This window comes from Desulfomonilaceae bacterium (assembly GCA_041662605.1).
In the GTDB taxonomy this organism is placed as follows: Bacteria; Desulfobacterota; Desulfomonilia; order Desulfomonilales; family Desulfomonilaceae; genus CAJBEZ01.
Window position 1 is genome coordinate 85,110 of sequence record JBAZSD010000008.1, and the last position, 16,370, is coordinate 101,479.

Below are 16,370 nucleotides of genomic sequence, written 5' to 3' on the forward strand. Positions count from 1 at the left end.
ACTCTCTTGACCCGGATAATCATAAGAAAATGAGATCGTATTTGAAAGAAAAGGCTAATGTTGTGGTCTGACGAGGATTGGGACTGGGTTGAAAGGTCTCTTCAGCGATACAAGGATACTCGTTAATTTGTAAGATACTCTGGAGCCAAATAGGGAATTAAACAATGTCCGAAAATAGAGACCGTCCGCTCTTTTCTGGGAGCTGTAAGTCTTATCGGTGGTTCTTACAGGAACCGTGATTTGGATATTTGTTTTGAGGAATATTTTCAGAAGGAAGTGACCTGTGTGGATTGTTCAACTTGCGCTACGCCGACCCTACACTTTTCTGGTAGCGGCGCTTGTGCTTTTGTTGCTGACGCCGTTCGTTCTGCTTCGGACGCCGACTGACATCTTTCCCGGTATCAATATCCCCGTCGTCAGTGTGGTATGGGTTTACAATGGCCTGAACGCCAAGGAGGTGGAGGAGCGCATCGTCTACAACCATGAGCGTATGATCAGCACACTCGTCAACGACATCGAACACATTGAGTCCACCTCCTACAACGGTGTTGGAGTGATCAAGGTGTTCCTCCAGCCCGGCGCCTCGGTTCCCGGTGGGGTGGCACAGATCACGGCAACTGGGCAGGCTATTCTGCGTCTCCTTCCGCCCGGCATGACTCCGCCCTTTATCATCAGCTACAATGCCAACGCGATTCCGATCCTTCAGTACAGCTTGGCAAGCATGAAATTCTCTGAGCAAGAGTTGCAGGACTTTGCGATGAATCGTGTACGGGTCGGCCTTTCGACGGTACGTGGAGCCTCGGTGCCGTTTCCGGCCGGCGGAAAGGCGCGGGTTGTGGCCGTAGATATCGATCTGGCGGCCCTCCAGACAAAGAACCTGGCCCCCCAAGATGTCGTCGACGCTTTCAATGCTCAGAACTTCATTCTCCCCGGAGGTACCGCAAAAATCGGCGAGACTGAGTACAACGTTACATTGAATAGCAGCCCTACGGTGATCGCAGCACTGAACGATTTGCCCATCAAGACCATTAACGGCGCCGTGATTCGCGTAGGAGATGTGGCCCAAGTGCATGACGGGTATCAACCCCAGCAAAATGTGGTGCGCTTGGACGGCGTGCGCGGGGTGCTGCTCACCATCCTTAAAAGCGGATTGGCGTCGACCCTCAGTGTTGTAGACGACGTGAAAAAGGTGATGCCGCGAATTCTAAGCGGCCTCCCCCCCGAGCTGGAGGCAAAAGAATTTGCAGATCAATCGCTTTTTGTTCGCGCCGCCGTAAGCGGAGTGGTGAAGGAAGGAGCTATCGCAGCACTTCTGACGGCGCTAATGATTCTGCTCTTCCTCGGCTCCTGGCGCAGTACCTTCATCGTCGCCCTCTCGATTCCACTTTCGGTTCTGAGTTCTCTTGCCTTACTTAGCGCTATTGGCGAAACCATTAACCTCATGACTCTTGGCGGACTTGCGTTGGCCGTTGGCATACTGGTGGACGACGCTACGGTTGAGATCGAAAACGTTCACCGTCAGATGGCCCTGGGCAAGCCCAACGTACAGGCAATTCTTGATGGGGCGCAGGAAATTGCTTTGCCGGCGTTCGTTTCGACCCTTTGTATCTGTATTGTGTTTGTGCCGATTTTTTTCCTCACCGGAGTCGCACACTATCTCTTCGTGCCCCTGGCCGAAGCAGTCGTATTCGCCATGCTGGCAAGCTACGTGCTCTCTCGAACCCTGGTTCCAACCCTGGTTATGTGGTTTTACCATAACATCAAGTATCGGGGCCATGCGGCCTCCGACCTAGAAGCGGTTGGTTGGTGGCTACGCCCTTTTTCGGCCCTCCAAATCCGTTTTGAGAGCGGCTTCGTCCGATTCCGGGAAGGCTACCGTCGGCTTCTGGCCACAGCGTTATCGCACCGCACCGCTTTTGTGATTTTCTTCTTGGCGTTTTGCGTCGGCACTTGGCTGCTCATCCCGCAGCTCGGCCAGGACTTTTTTCCGTCGGTCGACGCTGGCCAATTTAGACTGCACGTTCGCGCCCCAGGCGGTACGCGCATTGAAGAGACCACCAGGCTCGTAGACCGGGTCGAGATCGCTATTCGTGAGGACATCCCACTCGAGGAACTCGGCGGCATACTCGATAACATTGGCATTCCAAGCGGGGGCATTCCTCTCACCTACATTGACAATGGTCTCACCGGAACCAGAGACGCGGACATTCTCGTTTCACTAAAACAAGGCCACCAGCCTACTGAAGGTTACGTACGGCGTCTACGCACTCGACTCAACCGCGACTTTCCTGGGACGACCTTTTATTTCCTGCCCGCCGATATCGTAAATCAAACGATCAATTTCGGGCTGCCAGCCCCTTTCGATATCCAGATCGTGGGCCGGGATCGCGATAAAAGCCGGGGCGTAGCGGCAAGCCTCGTTGAAAAATTCCGGCGAGTGCCTGGGATTGTGGACGTGCGCTTGCAACAGCCCTCCGACCAGAGCGGACTCCATCTTGCTGTAGACCGTATCAAAGCCTCACAAATTGGCCTTACCGAGCGCGATGTAGCCAACTCCGTGCTCCTGAGCCTGAGCGGCAGCAGTCAGGTGCAGCCCAATTACTGGCTCAACCCAAAAAACGGCGTCCAATATCCCGTCAACATCAGGGTACCAGAGTATCAGATAGATTCACTCATGGCGCTCAACGCGATCCCGGTGAGCGCCAACCAACCAGGTCAAAATAACGCCCAGATTCTCGCCAACCTCACCTCCGTCCAGCGCACCAACGACTCACCCATCTATTCCCACTACAACGTGACGCCAGTAATCGATGTGTTCGGCGGTGTGAGTGGTCGCGACCTAGGCGGGGCGTTAAAAGACATTACCCCTCTTATCGAAGAGGCAAAAAAGGAGTTGCCGAAGGGGAGCTTCATCATGCTGCGCGGTCAAGCGAACACCATGCACTCGAGCTTCGTTGGACTCGGCATCGGACTGTTGATGGCCGTAGCCCTCATCTACCTGTTACTAGTCGTAAATTTCCAGAACTGGCTGGACCCTTTCATCATCATCACCGCCCTACCCGGCGCCCTGGCTGGTGTGGTTTGGGGACTCTATCTCACGCTCACCACACTGAGCGTCCCCGCACTGATGGGCGCTATCATGAGCCTGGGAGTTGCGACCTCGAACTCTATTCTGGTGGTGACTTTTGCGCGCAACAACCTCCAGCAGGGCCACGACCCGCTGACCTCAGCCTTGGAGGCTGGCGTCGGCCGGGTACGCCCCGTGCTCATGACGGCCCTTGCGATGATTATTGGCATACTCCCAATGTCGCTCGCTCTGGGGGAAGGCGGCGAGCAGAACGCTCCGCTCGGTATCGCAGTGATCGGCGGCTTGTTCCTTGCCACCGTGGCTACGCTGTTTTTCGTGCCCGTGGTGTTCAGCCTGCTACACAAGCGCACGCCGGTCACTCCGCAACTTGATGAGTTCAGTTCAACCAAAACAAATAATTGATTCAGGTGTTGCCATGCATTTAAAGCAAAATGATCCGAGAGAATTACTAGAAACCTCGGAGCCGAAAACGGTGATCCAAAGATCTCAGGTCAAGTTCACGGTCCTGATAGCAGCCGTTTTAGTAATGATCGTCACTGTCGTGGGCGCCGGACTTATACCGCGGTTTCGCCATCAAACCGAGTTACGCGCTGAGACGCTCGCACTTTCCGTTCCTGCTGTAACCGTCGTGACGCCAAAGCCGGGCCAACCCGTATCGGGCCTTTATCTGCCCGCTGAAATCAAGCCCTGGGTCGAAGCGCCGATTTATGCTCGCGCTAACGGCTACCTCAAACATCGGCTTGTAGACATCGGTTCTCACGTCGTTGCCGGGCAGCTTTTGGCCGAAATCGACACGCCCGAACTTGACCAGGAGTTAGAGCGCGCACGGGCCCAAGAGGCACAGGCTGAAGCAACCCATGAGCTTGCCAAAATCACTTCAGCTCGCTGGACCGGTCTCTTGAAGACGGCCGCTGTGAGCGGTCAGGAAAACGACGAGAAACACGCGGATCTAAAGCTCAAGGCCGCCACTATCGAGTCGGCCCGCGCGGAGGTACGCCGACTGGAGCGGCTCCAGTCTTTTACCCACTTAACGGCTCCTTTTGCCGGTACCATAACTGTTCGCAATATCGATTCGGGCGATCTCATAGTAGCGGGTGGGGGCAAGGAACTCTTCCATTTGGCGCAAACGCAGAAGCTCCGGGTGGTCGTACGGGTCCCCCAGGCGATGGCTCGGAGCGTCCGTACGGGCCAGATCGCTGAAATGAGTATTCCCGAGTTTCCTGGCCGGGTGTATCCGGCAAAGGTCATCCATACTGCGGGTGTGATAGCTGACGATTCGAGGACACTCCTCGTGGAACTCGAGGTGGACAATCCGAAAGAAGAAATTCTTGCCGGAAGCTATGCCCAGATAAGATTCTCGGGGGCGAAAATGGAGGCCGCATTGACGGCTCCGGCCAATTCAGTTTTGTTCCGCTCGGAAGGACCCCAGATTGCCGTCGTACAGGAGGACAGCAAGGTCGAGTTGCGCACCGTGAAGCTAGGGCGCGACTTTGGTCAGACAATTGAGATACTTACGGGTATAGATGCGAAAGACCGTGTTATCGTGAACCCCGCCGAGTCCCTCATAAGCGGGAACACAGTGTCTATAAGGGAAACGGCCAAAACGAATAATGGCCACTGAAGATTAGCCCACATTCTCCTCACTTCTTAGCGAAAACTTGAGGGATCACATAATCATGGGTCTGATACCAATGGCTCTCAACATTGAAGAAGGCGGTGACACATGCTCCAGCCCATGGCAGCGGGAGCCATAGGAGGCCTGATCATGTTGATTCCAGTGGCGCTGTTTCTGATGCCTTGTGTCTACTTGATTTTTACTCGGGAAAGAAAAGCTGCGAGTTGACAGAAGGCGGCCTACTCGTTCGGAAAATATATCAATGCTGCGTAAAACAAAGCCGGTTTTAGGTGCTCGTTGCTTCTCATGATCCGACATCCTGACAAATTTTAGCCACATATGGTGAAATAGCGAATTTCCCCAATCTACAGGACAAACACTGATATTATGGTTCCTGCGAGAACTATCCAGAGGCGGTCGACTTTGAAGATCAATCCGACAAATGCCCCAGTTGCAAGGAGAACGCGGGAAAAATCCCACTAGATTTTCAAAACGAATTAAATCGTGACAGCCCAAAGGAGTCCTTCAAAAGAACAGCGAATTCCTCCAACAGCTTTGTTGAAGTAACGAGAACTCTTTGTTACACCCAAGTAAGAAGCAGAGCAAACGAGAACAAAGAAAGAAGGTAAAAACACACTATTAGTCGCTATTAACCCTCCAAGAGGACCATACAACAAATATCCTACCGACGTGGCGGTTATAACAATTGGCCCTATTGTTACCTGCTCCAATGCGATTCCATTCATGAGAGTTGAGCTATCCATCCAAGACCGGACCTCAAATATTTCACGGTACATGAGAGGCGCCTAGTCGAATCCTCCGCCGAAGGCAAATAAGTCTATCCTGGCCATGGCTATGGCAAGACCGAATAGCTTCTGATGAAACAAGTAGAGGAGAGTGAATCCAAAAACTACGACAGCCAAAAGTAACAGAAGACGCTTTGGATATGGGATTATCCCGGCCATTATATATTCCAATCTTTTATTTTGAATTCCTCTTCAAACGGTATTGTTTCACCATGAAATGTGCGATTATGAGTTATCTTTGGTCGTCATGATTGACACAGAGTGGTCTTATACAGTATTTTGTTTCTCAAAATAACCCAACAAAACAACATTAAAGATATGACCAAAACTCTGTTATCGACTAAAGAAGTGGCTAAGCTTCTGGGAATTAATGACAAGCTGGTCTACGGCCTAATAGCTGAAAAGGGCTTGCCCGCTACAAAAGTAACTGGCAAGTGGTTATTTCCTCTCCATCTTGTCGAGCAATGGATCGAAAGCCAAACTATAACTTACCCCAAATTACCAATAAAGGGCTCGACTCAGGATAATTTGCTAATTCTGGCGGGCAGCAACGACATACTGCTCGAGAAATCACTGTCCCTTTTCAACAGATTGTATCCCGGTCATCTTGCCGTCTTTGCAAATGTTGGAAGCCTGGGTGGATTGAAAAGTTTACGGTCAGGTTTGTGTCATATTGCTTCCAGCCATCTGATGCAGGTAAACGAAGAAGATTACAATTTTGGTATAGTTGCGCAGGAATTCACCGAAGTCCCAGCAATAGTAAATTTTTGCAGACGCGAACAGGGCTTGATCCTGACCAAAGGAAATCCAAAAGCGATAAAGAGTTTTAAGGATTTGGGGCAGTCAGGGATTAGAATTGTCAACAGGCCTTTAGGTACCGGGACAAGGCTGCTATTCGACAATGAGTTGCGTAAGGCCGGTATCAATGGCGAGGAGATTGATGGTTACGCCGACGAATTTGACAGGCATTTGGATATCGGGCTTGAAATTCTTGCAGACCGGGCGGACGCTGGTCTTGGTATCGCCGCTGTTGCAGGGTTGCTTAACCTTGATTTTCTGCCAGTTCGATGGGAACGGTTTGATTTGCTAATTACAAAGGACGTGTTTTTCGATAAAGCGGTTCAGCTTTTGATAAATCTTCTTCATGACAAGAAATTTCTGGACTCGGCGGAGAACCTTAAAGGTTATGATCTGAGCCAATGTGGGAGAATACTTTTCCCCGAGGATAAGCCCGGCAAATCTACTCTAAGTGAAAAATCATTCCCTAACTCTAAAGAAAAATCAGCCGGAATCTGAAAAACACTTTAAATGGGAGTTATGTGATGAAACGTTCAATTCTGATTTTGTCTCTCCTGCTTTGTTTAAGTTCTTACTTTGTAATGGCTGACACAACATGTACTGGAGAATATGGGTCAGGCCCCAACAAGTTTGCTTTAGCTACCGGCAGTCCCGGAGAACTCGGTTTATTGAAACAATTGGCGGAAGTTTTTTGCGCTAAAAATCAAGCTCAGCTTTGTTGGGTCAAGGCAGGGTCGGGGAAATCCCTACAGTTACTCAAGGACAAAAACGTGGACATGATCATGGTTCACGCTCCTGACGCCGAGAAAAAAGCGATCAAGGATGGCTGGGCTGTAAATCGTTTCTTGATAGGGTCCAATGAGTTCTACATCGTTGGCCCAGCCGATGATCCTGCTAAAATCGCACAAGCCACAAGCGCCGCTGACGCTTACAAACGTATCTCAGCCAGTGGCTCCAAGTTTTTCTCAAGGGGAGATAATTCGGGAACACACCAGAAGGAAATCGCTGTCTGGGCCAAGGCCGGAGTAAAACCTGAAGGAAGTTGGTACGTGGTTACCAAAGATTTCATGAAAGCGACCCTGAAGAAAGCTAATGATGACAAAGGTTATTTTATGACCGATAGCAGCACCTGGGCAGCCGAAAAGAAAAATTTGCCCAATCTGAAAATATTGTTTAAGGGTGACAAATTCCTCGTTAACACTTATCACACCCTATCACAGCCCCCATCCGCTACCCAGGGAGCTGAAACCGCCGCCAAGTTTATTCAGTTTGTGTCTTCTCCCGCAGGACAGGAAATCATACGCAATTATGGAAAGGACAAGATCGGGGAATCTCTGTACGATGACGCTGAATATGCGAAAAAATACGACGATTGATAGCTTTTAAATAAACAATGGGAGGTGTTTTTACATGAAAATTTTTACAAGACTGTTCTCAGCATTTCTGTTGGTTTTTTCATTCGTCTCATTTGGACTGGCGGAAACTCACCTGCGAATGAGCACCACGACCAGCACCGAAAACTCAGGGCTGTTGAAAGTCCTGCTACCGCCCTTTGAAAAGGCGAATAATCTTAAAATGGACGTCATTTCGGTAGGGACCGGAAAAGCCCTCAAGCTTGGGGAGAATGGTGATGTTGATGTGGTGCTGGTACATTCAAGACCGGCTGAGGACAAATTTGTCTCTGAAGGTTTCGGAGTAGATCGACGCGACGTAATGTATAATGATTTTGTAATAATTGGCCCAAAGGACGATCCGGCGAAGATTAAGGATCTTAAATCCGCTGAGGAAGCTTTCAAGAAAATCGCTGAAGCTAAAGCGCCTTTCGTATCAAGAGGTGATGATTCCGGGACTGACAAAAAGGAAAAAGCCATTTGGAAGAAGGCCGGTTTAACTCCCAAAGGATCATGGTATATAGAAGCGGGGAGAGGCATGGGCGCAGTCTTGCAGATGGCCAATGAGAAAAACGCATACACACTCTCCGACAGAGGAACATACATTGCTTATGAGAACAAAATAGCTTTGGCCATACTTGTGCAAGGAGCCAAAACCCTTCTTAATCCTTACGGGGTCATCGCTGTAAACCCCAAAAAACATCCGAATGTTCAGTACGATCTGGCAAAGAAATTCATTGATTTCATAACCGGTCCGGAAGGCCAGAAAATAATCGCTGATTACAAACTTAATGGTAAACAGTTATTCTTCCCGGATGCCAAGAAATAGTTAATCTTGATGTTCAAAAAACGCTCCCGTTTTTTGGAGCGTAAAACCTTGCCAAAAAGCCGAAAAAGAGTTTTCTGAACCAAGAACAAGGGTCAACAACCCTTGTTCTTTAATTATGAAGCATTTAAAGAGCTTAAGACATTGCAGTTTCTGTTGGATTCATTCTACAAGGCCTTTCTCCTGATCCTGCATCTTGATCCCGAAGTCTATCAAATTGTTTGGCTCTCCATATCAGTATCTTTGTGGTCGACTGTCCTCTCAGCCTGCGTCGGAATTCCAGTTGGCGCTCTGGTGGCGCTCCAGAATTTCAGAGGCAAATCTATTCTTGTGTTGCTGCTGAATACATGTATGGCTTTGCCCACCGTGGTCATAGGCCTGTTTGGTTATATCCTGCTTAGCCGTATGGGACCATTGGGCTCACTAGGGTTTCTGTTCACTCCGTCTGGAATGGTAATCGGGCTTTCCATACTGGCCACTCCGATTGCCGCCAATCTTACTGTAGCCGCAATAGAGAGCCTGGATAAACGCCTCATGTTGACATGCAGGCTCTTGGGCGCAACACCTTTACAGCAGTTTTGGCTGATAATGAAAGAGGCAAGGTTTGCGGTTATGGCAGCGGTGGTCATTGCTTTCGGCAGAGTGATTTCTGAAGTAGGGATTGCAATGATGTTAGGAGGAAATATTCGTGGGTTCACTCGGACGATGACTACCGCTATAGCCCTGGAAACTTCCAAAGGCGAATTTGAGTTGGGATTAGCTCTAGGTTTTGTCCTGATGGCTGTGGCGTTAATCATAAATTGGCTCCTTTTCCTTGTTCAAAGAGAAAGATCCTTATGATTTCCAGTTATTCGATTAGAAATCTCCAATTTTCCTATTCGAATCAACCCATTTTATCTATTGACTCTTTAGACATACCAGCGTCTCAGGTTATAGCTCTGGTCGGCCCAAACGGAGCCGGCAAAACCACATTGCTGCATTTGTTCGCTTTCTTGATCACCGCGCAAAAGGGTTCGATTTCCTTTTTCGGAGATCACTTTTCTGATTCGGATCTTATAAAATTCAGGAGAAAGGTTGGTCTCCTACCTCAAAATCCATATCTTTTAAAATTCTCAACGATTGAAAATGTCGCTATCGGGTTGAAGTTAAGAGGCGTCCCGCGTGGAGAAGCCAATAGAATGGCCCAAGAAGCCCTGAAAAAAGTTGGAATGGAGGGATACGAATCTCGTTGGCCGAATTCGCTGTCAGGAGGAGAAGCCCAAAGAATCGCGCTTGCAAGAACATTGGCCTTGAATCCTGATGTGTTTCTTTTCGACGAGCCTGGAAATCATCTTGATTCAGAAAGCGTTAGGCGAGCCGAAAAAATGATTCTAGATTTGAATCGTAATCAGAACAAGACTGTAATTTTTACGACTCACAATTTGTCGTTCGCCCAGAACCTTACGGATTCCATTATTCATATGTTCGAAGGACATGTAGTTCCCACCGCTCCATATAATCTTTTCAGGGGTCGTATTATTAATGAGGGCCGTGTCTTTGACACTGGTTCCATTCAATTTGACATATCCGGGACAACAGGGCAGGGATCAACTCTATTGATAGATCCCTGCAAGATATCTTTTTCAACCAGGCAAGAATTTGATAATTTACCAAATGTTTTTTACGGAAAGATGGTCTCTATAAGTCTTTTTAGAAATGTTGTCAGGATAGAGGCGCTCGTTGGTGAAAAATTCGAGATCCACACGTCAGTATCCCCAGAGACCAGTCGCTTATGTATTGGAGAAGAAATTCGCGTCTATGTTAGTCCAGATGCAATGACCATTGTTTAATTGTCAACCCTGAATTTTGGAAGGTAAATGCGATGAACCCTTACAGACTGTTACAAATAGTGATTGCTCTAGGAACTGTTATGATAGGCGTGTTCTTAAACGTGACATGTTGCTCCGCCTCAGACATCAACCTTTCACAAGGAGCGACAGTCTATGTTCCAGTGTATTCACACATCTACATTGGGATCAAAGGCTATCGTTTCGACCTGGCCATATCGCTGAGCATTCGCAACACCGATCCAAACGGGCCCATTGTAGTCTCCTCTGTAGCCTACCACGATTCGACCGGAAAACTTGTCAAGGAATTCCTGGAGAAGCCTCGAGAGATCGCTCCCCTGGCGTCAGCGGAGTTCTTCGTAAGTGAATCGGATACCACCGGCGGTTTCGGAGCGTCATTCCTGGTAAAATGGGCATCGAAAACCAAAGTGAATCAGCCCATTATCGAAGGCGTGATGGCCGGCACGAGTTCCGCTCAAGGTATTTCTTTCACATCACGCGGCCAGGTCATTGAGGATAGCGGTCAGTGACTGCCCAACAGGAGCCCCGAAGTCATAAATGAGATCATCCTTCTCCGATTCACCGGCATAACATGTGACCCGGCGCCTGGATTTATTCCCTACTACTAAACTTTTCCGGTCCGGTTACATAAAGGTCACCGCCATACATATCAGTTGCGACTATCAAAGGCATATCTTCAACCACAAGCCTACGAACCGCTTCCGGCCCCAACTCTTCCCAGGCGATTACTTCCGCCTCTTTTATACAGCGGGACATAAGAGCGCCGGTCCCTCCGATAGCGGCAAAATAGACCGCTCCCCATTTTTTCATAGCTTCTTTGACTTCTTCTGAACGGCGGCCTTTCCCGATCATTCCCTTGAGACCACGTTCAATTAGCACGGGAGCGTATTGATCCATCCGGTAACTGGTCGTGGGCCCGGCAGCCCCTATAGGTCTTCCGGGAGGAGCGGGAGTTGGCCCCACATAATAAATAACCTCTCCCTTGATAGAAAAAGGCAGATCATTCCCGGAATTGATCAGGTCTACCATTTTCTTGTGGGCTGCGTCTCTTCCCGTGATGATCACACCTGACAGCAAAACTGTGTCGCCGGCGTTGAGATTCTTAAGGACGATATCATTGAGTGGGGCCACGATTTTCTTTGGTTCTGAGTTCATAGTATCGCCTCCGCGTGACGGCAGGAATGGCATTGTATGTTAACTGCGACCGGCAAACTTGCTATATGCGTGGGATAAGAATTTATGTGAACCGCCAGGGCGGTAGTGTTACCTCCCAGTCCCATCGGTCCTATCCCGGTTGCGTTGATTTTTTTAAGAAGTTCCTTTTCAAGCTCGTCCAAAGTTGGGTCGGGGTTTCGTGATCCCAATGGACGCAACAAGGCTTTTTTCGCCATGATCGCCGATTTTTCAAAAGTACCGCCCAACCCGACGCCCACAACTATTGGGGGACAGGGATTACCGCCGGATTCTATTACTCTTTGCACTATAAAATCCTTTGCGCCTTCAATCCCTGCTGACGGCGGGAACATCATGACTCTGGACATATTTTCCGAACCAAATCCCTTGGGCGCGAATGTAATCTTGAATTTGTCTCCAGGCACAATCTCAGTGTGGATAACCGCAGGCGTGTTGTCCCCCAGATTTATCCTGGTGATAGGATCAAGGGTAGATTTCCGCAGGTAGCCATCCTCGTATCCCTGTCTGACCCCTTCATTTATGGCCTCGTTCAATGAGCCGCCAGCAACATGGACATCCTGGCCTATCTCCAAAAATATTACTGCCATACCTGTGTCCTGACATAACGGAATGTTTTCTGTAGCCGCAATCTGTGCGTTCTCAATTATCTTTTCCAATGCCATCCTGCCCGTAGGGGATTTTTCAGCCCCTAGCGCATCGGTGATACGTTTGATAACATCCTCGCCCAAGATGGTACAAGCCTGGATACATAGATTTCGGACCGCCGCGGTGATATCATCCGTCAGTATTGTTCTCATGGTGTCATTCCCGGAATTGAAATATGAGATTATTTTTTGAGAATAGATCCTGTTGAGATCAATTCGCAACCTTAAGAATAAAACTATTAGGGTTTTTATAAAATGGAAATCAGTTCAGCAAATATATCACTTGAAAATTCCTATGACAAAATATTGGATCTGTTGGACCGCCGCGGCCTCTTGAAAGAGCGGCTTCCGTTTTCACGCGGATTACTTGAGGAGGCGGTATTCTTCGCCTACAAGATGAGATTGATTACTCAAGGGGATGTAAAAAAATATCTAAATCTCAATCGTGAAGAACTACGCACGAAAATCTATGAGTGGAATAGCGGTGATGAGGGAAACTGTTCCTGTCGAATGGCCCGTAATCCTCTGGTTGAACAGGGAGAGGACTGAAACAATCACACCATCTATTCCCAACCTTGTTCCAACTGAATTTTGAGTTTCATCTCTTCGATGCGAGCAATTCCAGAAAACTGTCAATGTGCCGCTCCAGGTTCTCAAAGGAATACAATCTTGGATCGTTCTGGTCAGCTTCAAAAATGACCCCGGGGATACCAGTTCTTTCTGTAATCGCGTCTCTTAAAGCCATCACATCCTGGGAAATCCACTTACAGCTTCTGTTGGAATGAAAAAGAAACCCGTCGAGGCTATAAAGCTTGGCAAGCTCGATATATTTTTCTATTCGATATTCCAGATTCAAATTGAAAGTGTAAAGGTACTGACGAGTCCAGTCTGACAAAGGATCTTGCTCGTTTACCGCCAATTGGCTCCAGGCCCACGTGTAGATTGAGGTTACCACCGCTGCGCCACGATCGGCAAGGAAACCGGATAGTTTACCCAGTTCGGACCAAATAGGCAAATTGTCCCAGAACAATCTGAATTTCTCATTCGGTACGGCAGGAATTTTACTTGCTGTGCGTTCTTCCAGTTCTTGGACAAGGTTTCGGTAGAATTGAACCGCTGTCTCGGTTCCTCGCTGGGAAACTATCGGAAACATCGAAATGAACTGGTCAAATACAGTCATTGGAGACGGGATGTTTTCTCCCATTACCAGCATTCTCGTCCAAAGTTCAGAGGCCTGTCTCGAAAGCGCCATAACCTGTTTCAATTTGGCTTGATCAAGACTTTTTCCCGCTATCGTTTCAAGAGTTTTGATCAACTCTTCGAGTTGTCGCTTTACGTATGCTTCAGCCGCGGGATCTTCTTCACCGTTTCCAGAGTGAGGGATGTCGATAAGAACCATAGGCGCGTTGTAAAGCCGACTCAAGACCTCGAACCATTTTGTCAGAGTTCCGCACTGGCAGTTTATTACAAGAATCAGATCCGGCTTCGGCAGTCCCCACGTTGGGCTGATACCGGCTTTTGTCCATCCAATGTCACACCTGGCATACGAACACAGGTCAATCACATAGCCCATGCCTTCGGCTGCTGAAGAAAGCTCGGTAGTCATTTTCCTCGCGCCGATGATTGCGGCATGATTTTCAGGATAAACAGGAAACATATCCATGGCGTAAATGAGTTCAACGGGTGTGAAAACATTACAGTACACGACTGGTTTGTTGTTGTGGGGCGCCATGTGCGCTGCGGTGAAATAATCGGTGGTAAGTTTCTTGATCTCTTTAAGGGCCTTAATCGGTTCCATGTTTTAAACCTTATGATTATGCGTTGTTTTTTTGGGTTCAGTTTATAGGCGCCCTCTTGGGTGGGTCGCTGTGAAACATGAAAATGCTGGTCACTATGGAAGATCGTCCGCCAAAATTTCTCCGAACGCCTCCAGTCTTAGTCTGATCTGGCCCAAAGAGGCTCCACGGCTGGACGTTTCCAGCACAAGGTTAGGGATGTCATTTTTCTTGAGGGCATTGACAAAATCAGGAGTATCAAAGGCAGCGGCCTCACAAAATTTCGGATTCAGGAAGATAACTCCCTGAGCGCCGCATTGGTGAATCCTGACAATAAAATCTTCGATCAGTTTTATCGGATTCATATGATACCCGGTGTACGGGACCAAAGACATATGTCGGTCAGAGAGCGACTTAAAGCAATCGTCTCCGACGCGCGTTTCAACGGATACCGAGCGAAAGCCGGTAACAATTTCGTCACCTACGAGAGTTAACCCCAGTTCATCAAATAAGTTGGCAATTTCAGGCGGATCCCAGACCTTGCCTCGAACATAAACAAATGGGCCATTGGATGGCCTTTCCTTAGCGCAATCCCAGGGCAACAGGTTCATCAAACCCAAATGTTCCTCTCTTGGAATTTTCAATGCTGATTCAAACAAGGGGATAACGCGAGAAGCTCCCCAACTGATTGGACAGGTTTTCATTTTCATGTACGCGGATTTCAGTTCTTTCCGACTTTTTTCATAGAGTGAGATACTCGCCGCAAGACCAGTCTGTGTGATCTCTTTCCCTGTAAGTTGACTTAACCACCTGGAAAGCCGCAGGAATTCTTCTCTCAGATATATACCGGCGCCTGGATCTCCGAGTTTCTTGGGTAATCGCAAAAATTCACACGGAACATCAGGGAACAAACGACGCCATAGATGATAGAGGTTTCTCGTAGTATCACAAACATATGGAATGACCATACCATCCAGAACGTCCAGCGCCCCTTTTAATTGAAGCTCTAGGGCCCCCATCGCATGGCTGCATGAGTAGCTGGGGATTTGAGTTTGAGCCAGGCTTATCGAAACACCTGCGCCGGCTATTGCTACCGGAATCGCTCCTGCAGCGTGAATCAACTCTTCCGGTACATCCGGCAAGATGTGACCAATGACCTTTTTGCCGGTTTCGGCTTTAATTTGTTTTAACTTGAGCCATGGATTCTGATTTATTTCGTAAAAAGGACCCCACGGATCCGAATTGGTCATCGCCACTTTTCCTCCTCAATCATCTTTTTACCCACAAACCTTTAGACCGTTCTACTTGGAAGCAAAGACGCACAAGGGACGCTTGCCCTCCAAAACCGATTGAACTAAACTATGATCAGATACGGAAGATTTGGAGAAGTTCGTTGGAATCAATGCCTTTTTTACACGCCAATAATATTTTCACTATAACCTTTGAAGATGACTTGGCCTTTACTGAAGTTAGGTCTATCCTGGACCAGTTGATCGCTAAAAACGCCTTTGACGATCAAATACAGCAGGAAGAGGGTTCTTATTGTCTCACGTGCGGCCCTACCCATTTCAATGTATGGGTCATTGAAATGGAGGTTATTATAAGGCGTGAGTGATTGATCAAGTATTGTGACAATACTTTCGGAGACTTTATCCTAACCCTGAATTGATAGCTGAGCGATTTTCGCTTTTACAAAGTCAGCGTCCGGCGCTTCCGGAAAAATTTTCAAATACTGTTTATATGCTTGAGTCGCTTCTTTTTTCTTGTCCATCATTTCGTATATGCGAGCGATTGATGAATAAGCTTCACGCCTGTATGGCGAATTTATGTCTCGTGATAGCTGCTCGAAAACACTTATGGCTTTTTCCGAATCCTTTAGCGCCATATAGGTCTCAGCTATATTGTACTGCGCTAAAGGCCCCATGCCTTTCCTGGCTAAATTTGACGCCTGAAACTGATTGTAGCGCTTTAGAGCTGCTTGATAATCTCCCTTGTTGAAAAGAACGTGCCCCTCGTAAAGGACAGCGACTTCTCCACTTGGTAGCCCACCGTAATCCTTGGAAACCGTATCCAGTTCGGCCAGGACTTTGTCCTGTTCCGGAGAGCTTTTTGAATTCTCGGAAACCGAAAGAATTTCATACGCTCTAACAGCGGATTCCACCATCTCATGTCCGGCCGACTGTCGTCGGTTTTGATAGCCAAAGTAGGCCAGCGAGGCCAAAGCCACCACAACAACCAGAGACACGGCAATACCGATGGCCCTTGGATTGCTTCGAGCGAACGCAACGGCGCGAGCGGACCAGGTTATAAATTCATCGGGTTCATTTAGTAGTTCTTTTCTTCTGGGCTTTTTTTCGGCCACAATTCACCTCATCTTTAGCCCGTT

General features: G+C 48.3%; 17 protein-coding genes. 10 read left to right on the forward strand and 7 right to left on the reverse strand.

Annotated features, from left to right (window positions below):
* Nucleotides 1–283: 283 nt before the first annotated feature.
* Both WC647_08580 and WC647_08585 read left to right on the forward strand, forming a co-directional pair.
* Nucleotides 284–3,490: an efflux RND transporter permease subunit gene (locus tag WC647_08580; GenBank protein ID MFA6222358.1), complete on the forward strand. Its 3,207-nt coding sequence runs from the start codon at nt 284–286 to the stop codon at nt 3,488–3,490.
* Between the two features lie 13 nt (nt 3,491–3,503).
* A complete protein-coding gene (locus WC647_08585; GenBank protein MFA6222359.1) occupies nt 3,504–4,709 on the forward strand; it encodes an efflux RND transporter periplasmic adaptor subunit in 1,206 nt (401 codons plus the stop codon).
* A 491-nt stretch (nt 4,710–5,200) separates the two neighbouring features.
* Here WC647_08585 and WC647_08590 read toward each other — a convergent pair whose 3' ends face one another.
* Nucleotides 5,201–5,500 carry a chromate transporter gene (locus WC647_08590; protein MFA6222360.1) on the reverse strand — a complete coding sequence of 100 codons (300 nt, stop codon included), beginning with the start codon at nt 5,498–5,500 and terminating at the stop codon, nt 5,201–5,203.
* Between the two features lie 9 nt (nt 5,501–5,509).
* Nucleotides 5,510–5,668, reverse strand: coding sequence for a hypothetical protein (locus tag WC647_08595; GenBank protein ID MFA6222361.1), 159 nt, complete (start codon nt 5,666–5,668; stop codon nt 5,510–5,512).
* Between the two features lie 159 nt (nt 5,669–5,827).
* Here WC647_08595 and WC647_08600 point away from each other — a divergent pair, with 159 nt between their 5' ends.
* The 6 genes from WC647_08600 to WC647_08625 all read left to right on the forward strand — a co-directional run bounded on the left by WC647_08600 (nt 5,828) and on the right by WC647_08625 (nt 10,880).
* Nucleotides 5,828–6,805: a helix-turn-helix transcriptional regulator gene (locus tag WC647_08600; protein MFA6222362.1), complete on the forward strand. Its 978-nt coding sequence runs from the start codon at nt 5,828–5,830 to the stop codon at nt 6,803–6,805.
* Nucleotides 6,806–6,831: 26 nt separating this feature from the next.
* Entirely contained in the window at nt 6,832–7,683 is an 852-nt protein-coding gene (locus tag WC647_08605; protein MFA6222363.1) for a substrate-binding domain-containing protein, read from the forward strand.
* Nucleotides 7,684–7,717: 34 nt separating this feature from the next.
* Entirely contained in the window at nt 7,718–8,527 is an 810-nt protein-coding gene (locus WC647_08610; protein MFA6222364.1) for a substrate-binding domain-containing protein, read from the forward strand.
* A gap of 141 nt (nt 8,528–8,668) precedes the next feature.
* A complete protein-coding gene (locus WC647_08615) occupies nt 8,669–9,364 on the forward strand; it encodes an ABC transporter permease (GenBank protein ID MFA6222365.1) in 696 nt (231 codons plus the stop codon).
* Complete coding sequence (locus tag WC647_08620; protein MFA6222366.1) at nt 9,361–10,353, forward strand: ATP-binding cassette domain-containing protein; 993 nt, start codon at nt 9,361–9,363, stop codon at nt 10,351–10,353. The genes WC647_08615 and WC647_08620 overlap by 4 nt, the downstream gene beginning before the upstream one ends.
* A gap of 32 nt (nt 10,354–10,385) precedes the next feature.
* The gene (locus WC647_08625; protein ID MFA6222367.1) at nt 10,386–10,880 is read left to right on the forward strand and encodes a DUF3124 domain-containing protein; all 495 of its coding nucleotides are present in this window, start codon (nt 10,386–10,388) and stop codon (nt 10,878–10,880) included.
* A gap of 82 nt (nt 10,881–10,962) precedes the next feature.
* On the opposite strand, the gene WC647_08630 is transcribed toward WC647_08625, so the two are convergent.
* Together WC647_08630 and WC647_08635 are read right to left on the reverse strand one after the other, a co-directional pair.
* Nucleotides 10,963–11,526, reverse strand: coding sequence for a Fe-S-containing hydro-lyase (locus WC647_08630; GenBank protein MFA6222368.1), 564 nt, complete (start codon nt 11,524–11,526; stop codon nt 10,963–10,965).
* A complete protein-coding gene (locus WC647_08635; protein ID MFA6222369.1) occupies nt 11,523–12,362 on the reverse strand; it encodes a fumarate hydratase in 840 nt (279 codons plus the stop codon). Before WC647_08635 ends, WC647_08630 begins: the two co-directional genes overlap by 4 nt.
* A gap of 102 nt (nt 12,363–12,464) precedes the next feature.
* Between WC647_08635 and WC647_08640 the strand changes: the two genes are divergently transcribed.
* Complete coding sequence (locus WC647_08640) at nt 12,465–12,758, forward strand: hypothetical protein (GenBank protein ID MFA6222370.1); 294 nt, start codon at nt 12,465–12,467, stop codon at nt 12,756–12,758.
* 49 nt (nt 12,759–12,807) lie between these two features.
* Here the strand turns inward: WC647_08640 and WC647_08645 are convergent, their stop codons facing one another.
* Complete coding sequence (locus tag WC647_08645) at nt 12,808–14,007, reverse strand: 2-hydroxyacyl-CoA dehydratase family protein (protein MFA6222371.1); 1,200 nt, start codon at nt 14,005–14,007, stop codon at nt 12,808–12,810.
* A gap of 93 nt (nt 14,008–14,100) precedes the next feature.
* Entirely contained in the window at nt 14,101–15,234 is a 1,134-nt protein-coding gene (locus WC647_08650) for a 2-hydroxyacyl-CoA dehydratase family protein (GenBank protein MFA6222372.1), read from the reverse strand.
* Between the two features lie 143 nt (nt 15,235–15,377).
* Here WC647_08650 and WC647_08655 point away from each other — a divergent pair, with 143 nt between their 5' ends.
* Nucleotides 15,378–15,599, forward strand: coding sequence for a hypothetical protein (locus WC647_08655; GenBank protein ID MFA6222373.1), 222 nt, complete (start codon nt 15,378–15,380; stop codon nt 15,597–15,599).
* Nucleotides 15,600–15,638: 39 nt separating this feature from the next.
* Here WC647_08655 and WC647_08660 read toward each other — a convergent pair whose 3' ends face one another.
* A complete protein-coding gene (locus WC647_08660; protein ID MFA6222374.1) occupies nt 15,639–16,346 on the reverse strand; it encodes a tetratricopeptide repeat protein in 708 nt (235 codons plus the stop codon).
* Nucleotides 16,347–16,370: the final 24 nt, after the last annotated feature.